18 protein-coding genes are annotated in these 14,770 nt (G+C 41.6%); all 18 read right to left on the reverse strand.

Annotation, left to right across the window (positions count from 1 at the left end):
- Positions 1 to 4 precede the first annotated feature (4 nt).
- The 18 genes from R6U77_RS16975 to R6U77_RS17060 all read right to left on the reverse strand — a co-directional run bounded on the left by R6U77_RS16975 (position 5) and on the right by R6U77_RS17060 (position 14,756).
- On the reverse strand, positions 5 to 1,102 hold the full coding sequence (locus R6U77_RS16975; RefSeq protein WP_319836557.1) for a sporulation protein YqfD: 1,098 nt from the start codon (positions 1,100 to 1,102) through the stop codon (positions 5 to 7).
- Complete coding sequence (locus R6U77_RS16980; protein WP_293920821.1) at positions 1,095 to 1,328, reverse strand: hypothetical protein; 234 nt, start codon at positions 1,326 to 1,328, stop codon at positions 1,095 to 1,097. The genes R6U77_RS16975 and R6U77_RS16980 overlap by 8 nt, the downstream gene beginning before the upstream one ends.
- A gap of 57 nt (positions 1,329 to 1,385) precedes the next feature.
- Complete coding sequence (locus R6U77_RS16985; protein WP_319836558.1) at positions 1,386 to 1,847, reverse strand: hypothetical protein; 462 nt, start codon at positions 1,845 to 1,847, stop codon at positions 1,386 to 1,388.
- A 32-nt stretch (positions 1,848 to 1,879) separates the two neighbouring features.
- Positions 1,880 to 2,875, reverse strand: coding sequence for a flotillin-like protein FloA (gene floA, locus R6U77_RS16990; protein WP_293920823.1), 996 nt, complete (start codon positions 2,873 to 2,875; stop codon positions 1,880 to 1,882).
- A 1-nt stretch (position 2,876) separates the two neighbouring features.
- Entirely contained in the window at positions 2,877 to 4,202 is a 1,326-nt protein-coding gene (locus R6U77_RS16995; RefSeq protein ID WP_319836559.1) for an NfeD family protein, read from the reverse strand.
- Between the two features lie 188 nt (positions 4,203 to 4,390).
- A complete protein-coding gene (mdh, locus tag R6U77_RS17000) occupies positions 4,391 to 5,335 on the reverse strand; it encodes a malate dehydrogenase (protein WP_293920827.1) in 945 nt (314 codons plus the stop codon).
- Positions 5,335 to 5,688, reverse strand: coding sequence for a BMC domain-containing protein (locus R6U77_RS17005; RefSeq protein ID WP_293920830.1), 354 nt, complete (start codon positions 5,686 to 5,688; stop codon positions 5,335 to 5,337). Before R6U77_RS17005 ends, mdh begins: the two co-directional genes overlap by 1 nt.
- Positions 5,681 to 5,965: a EutN/CcmL family microcompartment protein gene (locus R6U77_RS17010; RefSeq protein ID WP_319836560.1), complete on the reverse strand. Its 285-nt coding sequence runs from the start codon at positions 5,963 to 5,965 to the stop codon at positions 5,681 to 5,683. The genes R6U77_RS17005 and R6U77_RS17010 overlap by 8 nt, the downstream gene beginning before the upstream one ends.
- Positions 5,966 to 6,023: 58 nt before the next feature.
- Positions 6,024 to 6,884 (reverse strand): phosphate propanoyltransferase, encoded by an 861-nt coding sequence (pduL, locus tag R6U77_RS17015; RefSeq protein ID WP_319836561.1) that lies wholly within the window; start codon positions 6,882 to 6,884, stop codon positions 6,024 to 6,026.
- 12 nt (positions 6,885 to 6,896) lie between these two features.
- Positions 6,897 to 7,481, reverse strand: coding sequence for a phosphate propanoyltransferase (locus tag R6U77_RS17020; RefSeq protein ID WP_319836562.1), 585 nt, complete (start codon positions 7,479 to 7,481; stop codon positions 6,897 to 6,899).
- A 176-nt stretch (positions 7,482 to 7,657) separates the two neighbouring features.
- Positions 7,658 to 7,945 (reverse strand): BMC domain-containing protein, encoded by a 288-nt coding sequence (locus R6U77_RS17025; protein WP_293920838.1) that lies wholly within the window; start codon positions 7,943 to 7,945, stop codon positions 7,658 to 7,660.
- A gap of 15 nt (positions 7,946 to 7,960) precedes the next feature.
- The gene (locus R6U77_RS17030) at positions 7,961 to 9,454 is read right to left on the reverse strand and encodes an aldehyde dehydrogenase family protein (RefSeq protein ID WP_319836563.1); all 1,494 of its coding nucleotides are present in this window, start codon (positions 9,452 to 9,454) and stop codon (positions 7,961 to 7,963) included.
- Between the two features lie 16 nt (positions 9,455 to 9,470).
- A complete protein-coding gene (gene eutL / locus R6U77_RS17035) occupies positions 9,471 to 10,121 on the reverse strand; it encodes an ethanolamine utilization microcompartment protein EutL (protein ID WP_319836564.1) in 651 nt (216 codons plus the stop codon).
- 11 nt (positions 10,122 to 10,132) lie between these two features.
- A complete protein-coding gene (gene eutC / locus R6U77_RS17040) occupies positions 10,133 to 11,086 on the reverse strand; it encodes an ethanolamine ammonia-lyase subunit EutC (RefSeq protein ID WP_319836565.1) in 954 nt (317 codons plus the stop codon).
- Between the two features lie 9 nt (positions 11,087 to 11,095).
- Complete coding sequence (locus tag R6U77_RS17045; protein WP_319836566.1) at positions 11,096 to 12,463, reverse strand: ethanolamine ammonia-lyase subunit EutB; 1,368 nt, start codon at positions 12,461 to 12,463, stop codon at positions 11,096 to 11,098.
- A 6-nt stretch (positions 12,464 to 12,469) separates the two neighbouring features.
- Positions 12,470 to 13,885, reverse strand: coding sequence for an ethanolamine ammonia-lyase reactivating factor EutA (locus tag R6U77_RS17050; protein ID WP_293920844.1), 1,416 nt, complete (start codon positions 13,883 to 13,885; stop codon positions 12,470 to 12,472).
- A 21-nt stretch (positions 13,886 to 13,906) separates the two neighbouring features.
- Positions 13,907 to 14,404: a EutP/PduV family microcompartment system protein gene (locus R6U77_RS17055; protein ID WP_293920845.1), complete on the reverse strand. Its 498-nt coding sequence runs from the start codon at positions 14,402 to 14,404 to the stop codon at positions 13,907 to 13,909.
- 10 nt (positions 14,405 to 14,414) lie between these two features.
- Positions 14,415 to 14,756, reverse strand: a complete 342-nt coding sequence (locus R6U77_RS17060; protein ID WP_293920846.1) for an ethanolamine utilization microcompartment protein EutS — start codon at positions 14,754 to 14,756, stop codon at positions 14,415 to 14,417.
- Positions 14,757 to 14,770: the final 14 nt, after the last annotated feature.

Below are 14,770 nucleotides of genomic sequence, written 5' to 3' on the forward strand. Positions count from 1 at the left end.
CTCCTTAATGAATAGGATAAGGTTTTGCAATATTTTCATTTATTAAATAAAGAACCTTCCCCTTTACTTTACCACCTTCAAATTGAATGTGTAAAAGGTTTTCTTTCTTAATTCTACTTTTCATTGGCAATGATTGACTCATTTTTTCATGCAGCAATGGCAAAATACGTGATTCAATATGTTCCTCTGTCAATGTTTCAACAACTTTTTTTCTTGTCTCTACCTTTACGACACGCACATAACGCGCTAGCCACTTAGGCAATGCCAGCGATTTTACTTCGGTTGGTAGTCCGTCCTTCGCAAAAGCAATATGCCATGCTTCCTCTGTCACGACTTCATATTGCACTTTTTGCGGAATAACAAAATCACTTTCAAGCCAATAATCGGCATAGACATCCCCAACTGCACCAATTAACAGCTGCTTCTCTCCTACGACCATAAGTCCGGATACGAGCGTATCTCCTTTATAGACAGTCATATTTGGCGTTACTTTGCGTTCACCACTTTTTATATCAAAGTGTGTAATCACACCGCTGTTTCTCGCAATGAGATGATAGTAGTCATCTTTATTTTCCTGCACTTCATTTTTTGGTGCTAGCTGTGGCTGAATCGTCATTTTACTGCCTACTTTTGCGACGTGCACCCACGAATATTCACGAAACTTTTGCATAATAAGCTCCCGCACCTCTTGGTCTGCTGGTAAACGATTTTTTAAAATAGGTGCAGCAAACTCCTCCTGCACTAAGCTTTCAATGGCAAGCTTCTCCTCAGGTGTTGTTGCTTGTATGTCAATTTCCCAAATCCAATAATTGCAAAATATCGGTATTAGCCAAAGACAAAGCAAGCTAATTAGCGTGATGAAACGTCTTGGCAGAAGCTCGTCTGTTGTTAAATAATCTAGCTTTACTTTGACGCCATATTTGCTGCGAGCTTTGCGCAATATGCTAATATGCTGTCGGGCTATCTCAAATTGTAGCGCATCCTTCGTTGTTCGCACATGATGAATGGCGATATGATGGCTATGTAAATATTGTAGTAAATCATTTGTTTTTGGATTTTTCGCCACCGATACACGAACGCGTCGATAATCGATTTTATGCATGTTTTTCAATTTGTAGTGCATGTAATTTTTCACAGGAAACGGTGAAGCCATTTGTCGCTAAAACCGTTACAATAATGCGTTCTCCCATAATATGCACGACATAATCTTCAATCATACATGAGCAGCTCGCCTCTGATGCAGCTAAAATGCGATAGTTGCCCTGCCATTTAAATAATTGAAAATTGGTCATTTCAAATATAGCAGCCATTTGAAATAATTTTTTCATAAAAACAGCCTCCCTTTCTCGTACTATATGCATTAGAAAAAGGAGGCATGTATAAGTTTAACGTACTTGACGCTGTTTTGCTTTTGGTGGACCTAAAATTTCTGCAGCAACAATCGCTTGCACGAGCGCTTTTTTCGTTGTTGGTGGTGTGAATACAGCTGCTTCACGCTCCTTCATCTGCACAACGCGTGTTGACTTTTCAATATTTGGTCGCGTTGTTATTGGCTTTTGAGCTTCTTTCGGGAGTTCTACCTTTTCCACTACAGCTCGCTCCACTTGCACAGGCTTAGGCGCTTCCCATTGCTGCTGTACCTCCGCCTTTTTTTGCTCAAGCTGCCCAAAAATTTCATTAGCGAAATCCTCTAGAGATCGAGCTTGCTTTGGTTTAGGCTGACGCTGCTCCTGTTGAGATTGTGATTGATTAAATGGTGGCATGCTTTTCGTGTTTTTAGACTTCTCCTTTTTACCAAATAAAGAGGAGATAATCGCAATAACCGCAAAAATAATTAACGATTCCATTTAAGCAACCTCCCTTCTAAATGATGCGATACTTATTTATTTTGCGTATTGTCATCATTTGTTGATTTCGCAATAGAATCACGCATCATCGTATCCGCTTGAATGTTTTTATAGTTCATATAATCCATAATACCAAGATTGCCTGAGCGTAAAGCTTCCGCCATTGCCATTGGTACTTCCGCCTCTGCTTCAACAACTTTCGCCTTCATCTCTTGAACTTTCGCAACCATTTCCTGCTCTGTTGCTACTGCCATCGCACGACGTTCCTCAGCTTTTGCCTGTGCAATGTTTTTATCTGCCTGTGCCTGCTCAATTTGTAGCTCTGCACCAATATTTTTACCAACATCTACATCTGCAATATCAATGGATAAAATTTCGAACGCTGTACCTGAGTCTAAGCCTTTGGATAACACTGTTTGTGAAATTAAATCTGGGTTTTCTAATACAACTGAGTGTGATTTAGAGGAACCAATTGTCGAGACAATCCCCTCACCAACACGTGCAATAATTGTATCCTCGCCTGCACCACCGACTAAGCGGTCTAAGTTTGTACGTACTGTAATACGTGCTTTCGCTTTTACTTCAATCCCGTTAATTGCTACACCTGCAATAAATGGCGTTTCAATTACTTTTGGGTTAACCGACATTTGTACTGCCTCTAATACGTCACGACCTGCTAAATCGATTGCAGCCGCACGCTCAAATGATAATTCAATATTAGCTCGGTGTGCAGCGATTAATGCGTTGACTACGCGGTCTACGTTACCACCTGCTAAATAATGTGATTCTAATTGATTAATCGTTACTTCAATTCCCGCCTTATGCGCCTTAATTAAAGGGTTAACAATGCGCGATGGAATTACCCGACGTAAGCGCATCCCGATTAATGTGAAAATACTTACACGAACACCTGCTGCTAATGCACTAATCCACAACGTTACTGGAACGAATGTGAAGAAGATTGCTAAAACGATAAAAATAGCAATGATAATAATTGTTAAACCAACTACTCCTGCTGTTTCAAACATACTATAACTCCTCCATTTCTTCTATTGCTCGCACAACAATGCGTGAGCCTTCTACCTTAATAATTTCTACTTGCTTACCAGCATCAATATAACTGCCATCTGACACAGCATCAATGCGCTCTCCATCAACGGAAACAACACCTGCTGGTCTAAATGGCGTCATCGTTTTCCCTTTTTTGCCAATAAGCTCAATTCGATTGACGTTGGATACATAGCCTTCCTCCGTCGTCGTTGCATCCTTTAACACAAGCTTGTTAAACATATGCAACTTTTTGCCAAAGAATTTCATAAGAATCACCATTCCTACAACTGCGATGAACATCGCAATTAAAATTGAATAGCCCATTTGGACAAAATTAGCGCCTGCTAAAAGCAAGCTTAATATAACTAGTGCACCACCTATAATGCCGACAATGCCACCTGGGACGAAAAATTCTGCAATGATTAGAATGATACCAATAAACAGTAATAATATTGATTCATACCCTGCAAATCCCGCAATTAAATGTCCAAAGAAGAATAGCCCAAGTGCCGATAAGCCCATAATGCCAGAAACCCCGAAGCCTGGTGAATATAGCTCAATAACTAAGCCGAGGCTGGCAATCGATAATAAAATCGGGATAACGATTGGATTCGTCACAATGCGCGTAATGTGCTCCGCAATTGTTGGCTCCATATCAATGATTTTGCTACCTGCTAAATTCTCCATTGCCAATACGTCCTGCAAGTTTTTCACTGTGCCATTGGAGTAATCCACTGCCAATGCTTCTGTTGCAGATAACGTTAAGTAGTCGCCTATTGGTGCTCGGTATTCACTCATATCAATGGATGGATCAGCCATCGCTTGCGCAAATTGCGAATCACGTCCTGTGCTTTCTGCCGCAGCCATCATTTGCGCAGTCCAAGCGCTTTGTGCCTTAAGCTCCGCTGCATTGCCAGCCCCATCCACAACACCTGCTGCACCGATTGTCGCATCTGGTGTCATATAAATTTTATCTGCATTCAATGCGATAAATGCTCCTGCTGAATGCGCTTTCGTATTGATAAAGGCAATGACAGGTATATCGGATTGCTTGATGATTTTTGCGATATTATCTGCTGCATCTGTGAAGCCACCGGGAGTATGTATTTCAAGCACGATTGCTTCCGCTCCATGACTTTCTGCATCCTGAAATGCACGTTGTAAAAATGCTTCTAACCCTTTTTCTACATTATTTTCAATCGGTACATGGTAAACTTTGCTTTCGGCAAATGCTTGTGTAGGAAAAGCTAAGGCAATGGATAGCATCAGCAAGAAGAGCCAACTAAGTATTCTCATCCTTTTCATCTCGTCTCCCCTTTCTATAAATTCGATTACCTGTTTATACGAAGCAAATGTCTAAAAGTTTCAAAAAAAGTATAAAAACTTTTCTTGCACTTTAAAGTATAGCCTATTTATTTGTGTAACAATAATGATATGCTGACAAACAACAGAAAAAGCAGTGAAGAAATAAAAATTTTCCTCACTGCTTTTTATTAAATATTACGGCAAATTTCAATGACTTGCTGTACCGCTTGCGCGGAATGCTGTAGCGCTTGCTTTTCCTCTGCTGTTAGCTGTAATTCAATGACAGACTCAATGCCGTTACCACCTAATATCGTTGGTACGCCTAAAAATAAATCATTATAGCCGTACTCGCCCTCTAATAAAGCAATTGATGGGATGATTTTACGCTGGTCTTTCATAATGATTTCCACCATCTGTGCACAGGCTGCTGCCGGTGCATAGTAGGCGCTACCATTGCCAAGAAGACCAACGATTTCACCGCCACCTTTGCGCGTGCGCTCAACGATTTGCTCTAGTCGTTGCTGAGGAATAAGCTTTTCTAAAGGAATACCGCCTGCATAGGAATAGCGGATTAATGGAACCATTTCGTCTCCATGTCCACCTAATACGAAGCCTGATACGTCCTCAGGCGCAATCTGTAATTCCTGTGCGACAAACGTATTGAAGCGTGCTGTATCTAATACACCTGACTGACCAATGACACGGTTTTTCGGAAAGCCTGTTTCCTTATAGCACACATATGTCATGGCATCTACTGGATTGCTTAAAATCAGCACAATGCTATCCGGTGCATACCTTTTAATTTGCGCAGATACTTGCTTAATAATATTGGCATTTGTCGTTACTAAATCATCGCGACTCATCCCTGGCTTACGAGGAATACCTGCTGTAATCACCACGATACTAGCGCCTGCAATGTCTTCGTAATTGCTAGTCCCTTTTACAGAAACATTAAACTTCTCAATTGGACCTGTTTGCAATAAATCCAGCGCCTTCCCTTTTGTTGGGTTTTCTGCATCTGGAATATCAAGTAGCACAACATCGCCTAGCTCCTTTTGCGCTAAAAATAAGCTCAGTGTTGCCCCTGTATGCCCTGCACCAATAACTGCAATTTTATGCTTTTGAAATGACATTATGCTTCACCGCCACTTTCTGTTGGAGCTGTTTCTGTCACTTTCTTTCCACGTGCTGGAGCTGGCTTTTTCTTTGGTGGCTCTTGGCCTTTAATCATTTGATAGACATCGCCATCAGGTCGAGGAATAACATGTGCGGATAATAATTCACCTACACGTGTCGCCGCCGCTTTCCCTGCCTCAACTGCTGCTTGTACAGAGCCAACATCGCCTTGAACAACGACCGTCACAATACCACCATCTACAAACTCCTGCTTCACAATTGTTACATCGGAAGCTTTAATCATTGCATCTGCTGCTTCGATAGAGCCTACTAGCCCTTTTGTTTCAATCATACCGATTGCACTACTCATCGTCTTCACCTCGCATTACTTCTGTAGAATCTATAATTCCTATGATGACCGCATCAATTGGTAGCGGATTATCCTTCATAATATAGCGTGAAGATCCACCACTTGTAACTAGAACGTCATCGCCTATCCCTGCACCGATACGATCGGCAGCAACAAGCTCAGTTCGTATCGGCTGTTGATTGGAATCGATTGGTTGAACAATTAATAATTTTAAGCCGTTCAAGCCATCCTCTTTACGAGTTGCCCAAACATTGCCAATCACTCTTCCCATCTGCATTTGCTTCACCCTCTATTCTGCATTCATGAATTGTCAGAATTGTTTGTGTGCCTGGCACTCACACTATTGTTAATGTTTTATTCAATTCTCGAATTTTATCATGTGCTAATGCTGTCACAATCGTCTTTTTTGATACGACGATTTCTTGCTCTTCAATCGCCGCTACTTGCACTTGTGAAAGTAGTTTTTTTGTAAAGTGATACACCGATTTTTGCTCAGGTGATGGTATTGTAGGCTGCATGACTGGCTGTGGCGCTTGCTCGATAGACTGTGCTTGCACAATTTCAGCGAAAGCCCCTTGCTTAATTAAGCCGGCATTTGCTTCGTCTGTATCAATATGCATCTCTAAGCGATAGCGCTCTGATACACGAATAATGACATCTGATAAAATAATTGGTCTTATACCACTTAGCTTTACTTGTACGCTTTGTCCATCTTTTACTTGTAGGCGAGCGCTGTCAGCTGGCGTCATATGAATATGTGCCTTTGCTACAATAAGCCCTTCCTTCAACACCACACTACCTTTTGGTCCAATTAAGGTGATAGGGCTTGAGCCTTTTACATCACCAGAAATGCGAAGTGGTGGTGCTACGCCTAGCTTAATAGCATCTGTGAAGCTAACTTCCACTTGGGATAAAGAGCGTGCTGGTCCTAAAATTCGTACTCGCTCAATAGAGCCTTTTGGACCAGCAATAACAACCGTTTCCTCTGCAGCAAATTGACCAGGCTGTGAAAGCTCAAATTTCGGTGTTAGTTGGTAGTTTTGCCCAAATAGCTGCTCTACCTCTGTTTGTGCTAAGTGAACATGACGTGCTGAGACGCCGACTGGAATTTGATGATCATGCTGAAGGGAAGGCTGATTTTTCAACACTTGCTGTAGCACTTCTTCTACAATTTTTTGTACTAGGTTCTCTTGCATCAAACCTCCTCCTTACTTTGTTGTTTTAAAAATCGTACCTTTAGCCTGCTGCTCAATAAAGCCAGCATTCGCTTCATCTGTATCGATATGCATTTCTAAGCTGAAGTTGTTAGATACGCGCACAACGACACCACGCAATGTAACAGGACGCTCACTTTCCACTTCAACTGAAACAATCTCATTGTTTTCTACATTGAATTGTTTTGCGTCTTCTTCCGTCATATGGATGTGCGCTTGTGCAATAATGGCACCTTGCTTAATTGTAATCGCTTTATCACCATTGATAATTTTAATGCTTGCTGAGTTTTCAACATCACCTGATTGTCTTAATGGTGGATTGATACCAAGCTTTAGCGCATCTGTTTTGCTTACTTCTACTTGTGTTGCAGGTCTTGCTGGTCCTAATATACGCACATTATGAATAATACCTTTTGGTCCTTCAATCGATACGCGTTCCTTTGCTGCATATTGCCCTGGCTGTGAAAGGTCAAAATCCTTTGTTAAGCTCGCATTTGGACCAAAAAGCGCTTGCAAATCTTCTTCATTTACATGAATATGTCGCGCTGAAATCGCAACAGGAATTGTTTTTGTGCTCATGCGAGTCACCTCTGATTTGAATTTGTATAGTTCCAAAGTAATAATTCGCTCAACCAAAGCCAAAATTTGCTCATCGAACGTGGAAAATCGCTCAACCACCAACTAAATTCGCTCAACGAAAATAAAGCATGGGGCTTGTTGCTAGATTTTAGACAAGCCCCGTTTTAGCTACTTAATTATCCTTCATACTTTGGTAAAATTAATTCTAACTCGTTATGTGGGCGTGGGATTACGTGTACAGATAATAATTCGCCTACGCGCTCTGCTGCTGCTGCACCTGCATCTGTTGCTGCCTTTACTGCACCTACATCACCACGTACTAATACTGTTACAATACCGCCACCAACATGTACTTTACCTACTAAGTTTACACTAGCTGCCTTTACCATTGCATCAGCTGCTTCAATTGCTCCTACAAGACCTTTTGTTTCTACCATTCCTAAAGCTGTACCTTCTCTGTTCATTTTTCATTCCTCCAATTATTTGTTTTGTAATGTAATTTGTTTTAATACTTGATCTACAATTTGCTGCACCATATCAGCATCGACTGCTTCTGTCTGAGCAACTTGCTTTTCTACAATCGCCTCTAACGGCTCGTATTCTGGCTCTGGCACTGTTACATTTTTCGTGCCATATGCCATGCGCTTAATATTGATTAAATGTCTTGCTGTCACATTATCAGATGTAATGTTGCCACCGAATGTACCACAGCCAAGTGTGAAGGATGGTGCTAAACCAGTTGTGCCACCAACTGCACCAATCGATGATAATGTGTTAATGACAATACGTGATACCGGTAAATCCACTGCAAATTGCTCCGCTAATGCCGCATTTTCAGTATGGATTGAGCACGTATGTCCACGCCCACCGATATTGAGTAAATCCGTGATGACTTTCTTCGCCTCTACACTGTCCTTCACTGTGTAAAGAGCGAAAATTGGTGATAGCTTTTCAAGTGAGAATGGAATTTCCTTTCCTACTTTTGTTTCTAAGCCAATCAGTACCTTCGTTCCCTGCGGTACTGTCAAGCCAACTAAATCCGCTAGACAGGCAGCCGATTTCCCAACAATTTTTGGATTCACTTTACCTGGTGTAGGAGAAATGAGCTTTTCCATTTTTTTCTTTTCTTCAGCTGATAAAATGTAGGCACCGTTTTTTTGTAGCTCAGCCATTAATTTTTCTGAAACAGCTTCATCCACTATAATGGACTGCTCTGTTGCACAAATTGTACCATTATCAAATGATTTACTTTGCACTAAATGCTGCGCAGCCTTTATGATGTTCGCTGATTTCTCAACATATGCTGGTACATTCCCTGGACCGACACCGTACGCTGGCTTACCAGAGCTATAGGCAGCTTTAACGAGCGCCCCACCACCTGTTGCTAAAATCAAGTTCACCTGTGGGTGCTTCAGCAATTGCTGTGTCGCATCCATTGAAGCCATTGTTAAACATTGTAACAAGCCTTCTGGTGCACCTGCTTGCTCTGCGGCGATACGACAAACGTTTAACGCTTCCTCCGTACATTTTACCGCATATGGGTGTGGACTAACAACAAGCGCATTGCGTGTTTTCAATGAAATCATCGCTTTAAAAATCGCTGTTGATGTTGGGTTTGTTGTTGGGATGATGCCTGCAACAACACCGAATGGGCTAGCAATTTCTGTTACCTTTGCAGCGCGGTCATAGCCAACGATACCTACTGTTTTTAAGTCTTTAATATCTTCATATAAATCTCGTGAAGCTACTTCATTTTTTATTTTTTTATGATTAGGAACGCCCATGCCAGTTTCTTTTACAGCCATTTTTGCTAATCTATCGGCTTCCTTAAAAGCTGCATCTGCTACCGCTTTGACAATTTTGTCAACTTGCTGCTGTGAAAATTGCATATAAGCCGCTTGGGCTTCGCTTGCTTTTTTCACCGCATCACGCATCTCCTGTATTGCTAATAAATCTCGATCTAATGTAGGCACTTGCGTCGCCTCCTTTCTAAATGATTGGGTTTCTTGCCAAGTTTTCGATTGCTTCTCTAAATGCGTCCGCAGCCGCTTGGCAAGAGGATTGCGAGCCACTCAATAGTCCACCACCAAAGTTCGTTTCAGATGGCGGTCCGAAAAATGCTTTTAGCTCAACATCTGCTGCCTTTAATGCAGCATCCAAACCGACAATTGCTTCAAGCGGCGGAGCAATTAAGTAAGCGATTGCTGTTCCAACTGGTACGCTCGCTTGCTGTGCAAGATATGTGCCACAGCTAGCAACAGTATGTGCAAATAATGCATGTCCATCGTTGCCAAGAATCGCTTCAAAATACGTATCGAACTGCACCTTTTGCTCAATTGCCTCTAAGCCACTGCGCACTTCATCGGGAGAGCTACCTGCAATAATGCCAATTACTTCACCTGATAATGGGCCAGAAGCATGCGCAGCGCCCGCATAAAAGCTTTTTGCATAAACGACATCGACATCGGCTTTTTTCGTTGCTTCATCCAAGGCCACATAGCCTACATCATCAATCGTTAATGTCACAAGCCCTAAGCTTGTATGATGTGGCTGCAATGATAGCTGCTCCGCAAGCTCGTTATTGACACGAGGAATAATTTGCATCGCCAAAATTTCTGCCATTATTTTTTGAGGATTCATATGATAGCCCCCTAGCTTTCTTTCTCTACAAGTGCGACACCGCTCGCCTTGTGTTGTAAAATTCTTTGTACAACGGTTCCTAAATAAGCGCCAGCCTCTAATGGTGGAATACCGCCTTTATGGATATTAGAAATAACCATACGCTCCGCCTCCACTGTGCCAATGCGTGGCTTATAACATAAATAAGCACTCATTGATTCAGCAGAAACAAGTCCTGGACGCTCTCCAATTAAGTAAACAACGACTTCAGGCTGTAAAATTTCACCGATTTCATCCATCAATGCGACACGCCCTTTATCAATATAAAACGTTGTTCCCATTTCAATATTCAAATTGCTTAAGCTTTGCTGTAACGATAAGTAAACATCCATTATGTTTTCTTCAATTGCACTTGCACTTAAGCCGTTCGAAATAATAATTTGCACTTGCGGGTTGCTTTTGCAATTCGCTTGAATAAATTCCTTGGATTCATCCGATAAGCGTCGCCCTAAATCTGGTCGTGTAATGTATTCCTCTTTATCCGTTACACGCGTCGTTACCGTTGAAACATTAAGCTTTTGTAGTAGCTCTTCGGATACTTCGCCATATACCGCATCTACCGCTGCCGCATGGTCAAGTCGGAATTGCAACCATGTTTTTGTTTTCGGTCTTGTGCCCGCTCGTCCTACACCGATTCTTGCTGGTGTATTTTTACGTGCTGCTTGTACACTTTCAGAAAGGTTGTCCTCTTCAAATCGGAAGGCTTTTGCGTTAGGCTCTGCATAGCTTGTTTGCTCGCTTGCTGGCGCACTGCTATATAGCTTAATTAACGTATTGGATTCGTCAGCTACTACTGTATCTGGCGTTTCAAGAATGCGCAATGTCGTGTTGCTTTGCTGTGTTTCTGCTGTCTGCTGTGGCTCAGCCTGTCCATTCATTTTTTCCATTACTAGCTGTGTAATTTTCGCTACTAATTCTTCATTCACATCATCCACCTACCTTTCAAACAGCGATAAATCGCCAGCTCTCGAAGAAAGACGACCATTTTCATAAATGCCCATTTTTTCTAGCCAAGCTAAATAGGCTGGTGCTGGTGTTTTCCCTAAAGTTTGCAGCAATGTTGCTACATCATGATAGCTCATTGATTGATAGTTGAGCATAACATCATCACCCATTGGCGCAGCGATAATGAAATTAACACCAGCGGCGGTTAATAGCACGCCTAAATCTTCAATATCATTTTGATCTGCTTTAATATGGTTCGTGTAGCAAATATCTACTCCCATTGGTAGGCAGTGCATTTTCCCCATAAAATGATCTTCAAGACCTGCACGAATTACTTGCTTATTATTGTATAAATACTCTGGTCCAATAAATCCAACAACCGTATTCACGATGTATGGATTAAAATGTCTAGCAAAGCCATAGTTGCGCGACTCTAGTGTTAATTGGTCAACACCATAATGCGCTTCAGCAGATAGCTCTGAGCCTTGCCCTGTTTCAAAGTAAAATAAATTTGGTCCAGTGCCTGTGCCCTGCTTTTTAATAAGCTCTTCAGCTTCTCGAATTAAATCGGCTGAAATACCGAACGAGCGGTTTGCAACTTCTGTACCTGCGATACTTTGGAAAATCATATCTGCTGGCGCACCTTGCTGAATGGCCTTCATCTGTGTCGTAATATGCGCTAGCACACAGTTTTGCGTTGGAATATCCCATTCATTAATAAAGTTTTTTGTTGCATGTAGCACTCTTTTTACGCTTTCTACTGAGTCATCTACAGGGTTAATGCCAATAACAGCATCCCCAATACCGTAAGATAAGCCTTCTTTTAGCGAGGCGATAATTCCATCGATATTATCTGTAGGGTGATTCGGCTGTAAGCGTGAAGATAGCGTGCCTTTTTGTCCAATGGTAATATTGCATGTCGATAAAATTTCCACTTTATTTGCAGCATGCACAAGATCTAAATTGGACATGAGCTTTGTAACAGCAGCGATAATTTCAGAGTTCATCCCTTTGCTAAGGCGCTTTAGCTCTCGATCGCCAGTCGTGTTGGATAAAATATATTCACGTAGCTGCTCAATGCTCCAGTTTTTAATTTCTCCATAAATTTGTTCATTAACATCTTTTTCAATGATGCGTGATACTTCATCATCCTCTGGAATAAGTGGGTTTTCACGAATGTCTTTTACTAATAATTCACTTAATACAGCCTTTGCTGCGATGCGCTCCTGCACCGTTTCTGCTGCGATTCCTGCGAGGCGATCGCCTGATTTTTCTTCATTCGCTTTCGCCATTACTTCTTTCAGTGATTTAAAATTGTATTTTTCTCCACCCAATATAACTGATAAGTTCACGTTCATCCTCCTTTACTGTGAGTGGAATGCAAGTGTTTTCACAACAACGGGCACAACGCCTGATGGCAATACTTCACCGATGTCGATATAGTCACCTGTTTCTACCTTAATTTGATCAATACAAATGATTGGCTTCGTTGCATCAATTGCTTGAATCGTTTGCCCAATGACCTTCGCATAATCCGCTTGCAATATTAAAATAAGCGGTACGTTATTTGTAGTAAATTGCTGCAAAAGTATCTCGCATAGCTTATGCACATCTTGAAAGCTCAAGTAAGGTAATTGACTAAAATACAACGCGAAGGGTGTGTCATTTTCTTGCACAGAAAATAGCGTATTTGCTTGCTTTACAGCATTTGCAATAATTTGCTCAATATGCGCCATTGACGCGTTCATATTACATTGAAAAACAGGGACATTTTTCAATGGTAAAACTTCCGCATCCACTTGAATTGTGGCACCGCTAATATCGGTTGTTTGTGTACCGGCTCCTGTGACAGTTGCGCGTGCCGTTTCCTCTGGTGTTATCCATAAAAACGATTGCAGCGATTCATGCTGTTGCAGTGCTTTCGCCAGCCTTTCACCGATATCATCATATTGACGCATCGAGCAATTATCTTCATAAATACAAGCTGCGACTCCGCCAGAAAAAACGACTGCCTCCACTTGCTTTGTCCAATTTGGCAAATGCCCTAATAATAAAGGATGCTGTGCATCATGCAATTGATTGTTGAGCACATCAGCAAGCACTGTCACCATTTCCTCTATACATTTATCAATGCGCAAATCATTTGCGGCATCGCCCACTTTGAGTGGATTATCCCAGCGCTGCATTAAGCGCGCTAAAGGTGGTGAAATGGAATGAATGACACCATTGTGAAACTCGATTAATCGACCACCGATATGCAATGTACAAGTACCAATGACTTCACCATATTGCACAACAGCAATATTTGCTGTCCCTCCACCAATATCAATATTGGCAATAATTTTTCCCGTTTGCTTGGATTTTTTGACAGTACCAGAGCCTTTCGCCGCAATGATGCCCTCTAAGTCAGGGCCTGCCGTCGCTACGAGGAAATTACCTGCGCTATTGGAAATCGTATGAATAACTTCACTTGCGTTATGCTTTGTGGCGGATTCACCCGTAATAATAATGGCACCAGTCGCAATATTTTCTGGTAAAACATTCGCCAATTGATATTGCTCAAAAATAAATTGTTCTATTTTCGCCATATCAATGACTTCTTTGCTCGTAAAGGGTGTTTTAATAATCGGACTTTGGTGTATGAGCTTTTTCTCAATAATTTCAATACGTGGCACATGCGTTAAGCCAGCTACATTGCGTAGCACAAAGCGACTTACAACCATCTTCGTTGTACTCGTACCAATATCGATTCCTGCACTCAAAATTTCTTCTGTTGTCACCTCACCCTTCCCCTCCATTCATTATTCGCGATATTCAAGATACGGGCTTGCACTTTCTTGCACAAATTGCTTAATAGCGGCTATGTCATTAAGCTCAATTAACGGTGCGATAAATTCGATTCCGCGTTTTTCTAACGCAGAGGTTTTAACAATTGGACCTTGCATCATCACATTTTTCAACAAGCTTGCCGCTCGCTCCACATCCGCTTGCGGGTGATCAATTTTTGTAATGACGCCGATTTGTATTTTCGGAATGCCAAGACTGAATTGTGGTGGAAAGACGCTACGTGAAGATGTTGCATCCTGTAAATAAATGACATGTGTCACTTCTAGTGATGTCGCCATAATATTACGGTAATACATCGGGTTTTCAATATATTCGCCTGGTGTATCGACAATCCAATCCTCATATACAAGCGCCTGTGTTTTATTGGCAGTGCTTTCTTTGCCTAGTAAAGCATTCATTAACGTCGATTTGCCTGTTTGAACTCCGCCGATGATCATGACACGATTTTTCATATCGGCACCTCTATGACTTCGTTATTTGTGATGGTGTATAGCCTAGGTTTTCAGATAAAAATCGATTAATTTCAAGCATTGCCATTTCCACTTCTGACACGCTTCCTACAATGACTAGACTACCTGTAAAGCGATCAAGGAAGCCGAGGCGAACATTGGCAGATTTTGTTGCTAAATCACCTGCAATAATTACTGTCTCACTCGGTGTACATGTCATAATGCCTAACGCCCCTGCCTCCTGTATTCCTAATTTTTGAAACATATCTGGATCTGGGTTTGCAATCAAATGACTTAATGTTAATTGTTTACCAGGAACGAATTCCTGTATAAATCGTTTTTTCTCCTCGCCCACACCATCAACTCCTA

This window comes from Lysinibacillus louembei, from assembly GCF_033880585.1.
GTDB lineage: Bacteria > Bacillota > Bacilli > Bacillales_A > Planococcaceae > Metasolibacillus > Metasolibacillus louembei.

Excerpts from the sequence above, each read along its gene's own strand:
- R6U77_RS16985 (WP_319836558.1), bottom strand. The coding sequence starts at position 1,847 with ATGGAATCGTTAATTATTTTTGCGGTTATTGCGATTATCTCCTCTTTA.
- pduL (WP_319836561.1), bottom strand. The coding sequence starts at position 6,884 with ATGCAAGAGAACCTAGTACAAAAAATTGTAGAAGAAGTGCTACAGCAA.
- R6U77_RS17010 (WP_319836560.1), bottom strand. The coding sequence starts at position 5,965 with ATGCAGATGGGAAGAGTGATTGGCAATGTTTGGGCAACTCGTAAAGAG.
- R6U77_RS17045 (WP_319836566.1), bottom strand. The coding sequence starts at position 12,463 with ATGAACGTGAACTTATCAGTTATATTGGGTGGAGAAAAATACAATTTT.
- mdh (WP_293920827.1), bottom strand. The coding sequence starts at position 5,335 with ATGTCATTTCAAAAGCATAAAATTGCAGTTATTGGTGCAGGGCATACA.
- R6U77_RS16980 (WP_293920821.1), bottom strand. The coding sequence starts at position 1,328 with ATGAAAAAATTATTTCAAATGGCTGCTATATTTGAAATGACCAATTTT.
- R6U77_RS17055 (WP_293920845.1), bottom strand. The coding sequence starts at position 14,404 with ATGAAAAATCGTGTCATGATCATCGGCGGAGTTCAAACAGGCAAATCG.
- R6U77_RS17005 (WP_293920830.1), bottom strand. The coding sequence starts at position 5,688 with ATGAGTAGTGCAATCGGTATGATTGAAACAAAAGGGCTAGTAGGCTCT.
- eutL (WP_319836564.1), bottom strand. The coding sequence starts at position 10,121 with ATGAATCCTCAAAAAATAATGGCAGAAATTTTGGCGATGCAAATTATT.
- R6U77_RS17025 (WP_293920838.1), bottom strand. The coding sequence starts at position 7,945 with ATGAACAGAGAAGGTACAGCTTTAGGAATGGTAGAAACAAAAGGTCTT.
- R6U77_RS16975 (WP_319836557.1), bottom strand. The coding sequence starts at position 1,102 with ATGCATAAAATCGATTATCGACGCGTTCGTGTATCGGTGGCGAAAAAT.
- floA (WP_293920823.1), bottom strand. The coding sequence starts at position 2,875 with ATGTTTGAAACAGCAGGAGTAGTTGGTTTAACAATTATTATCATTGCT.
- R6U77_RS16995 (WP_319836559.1), bottom strand. The coding sequence starts at position 4,202 with ATGAAAAGGATGAGAATACTTAGTTGGCTCTTCTTGCTGATGCTATCC.
- R6U77_RS17020 (WP_319836562.1), bottom strand. The coding sequence starts at position 7,481 with ATGAGCACAAAAACAATTCCTGTTGCGATTTCAGCGCGACATATTCAT.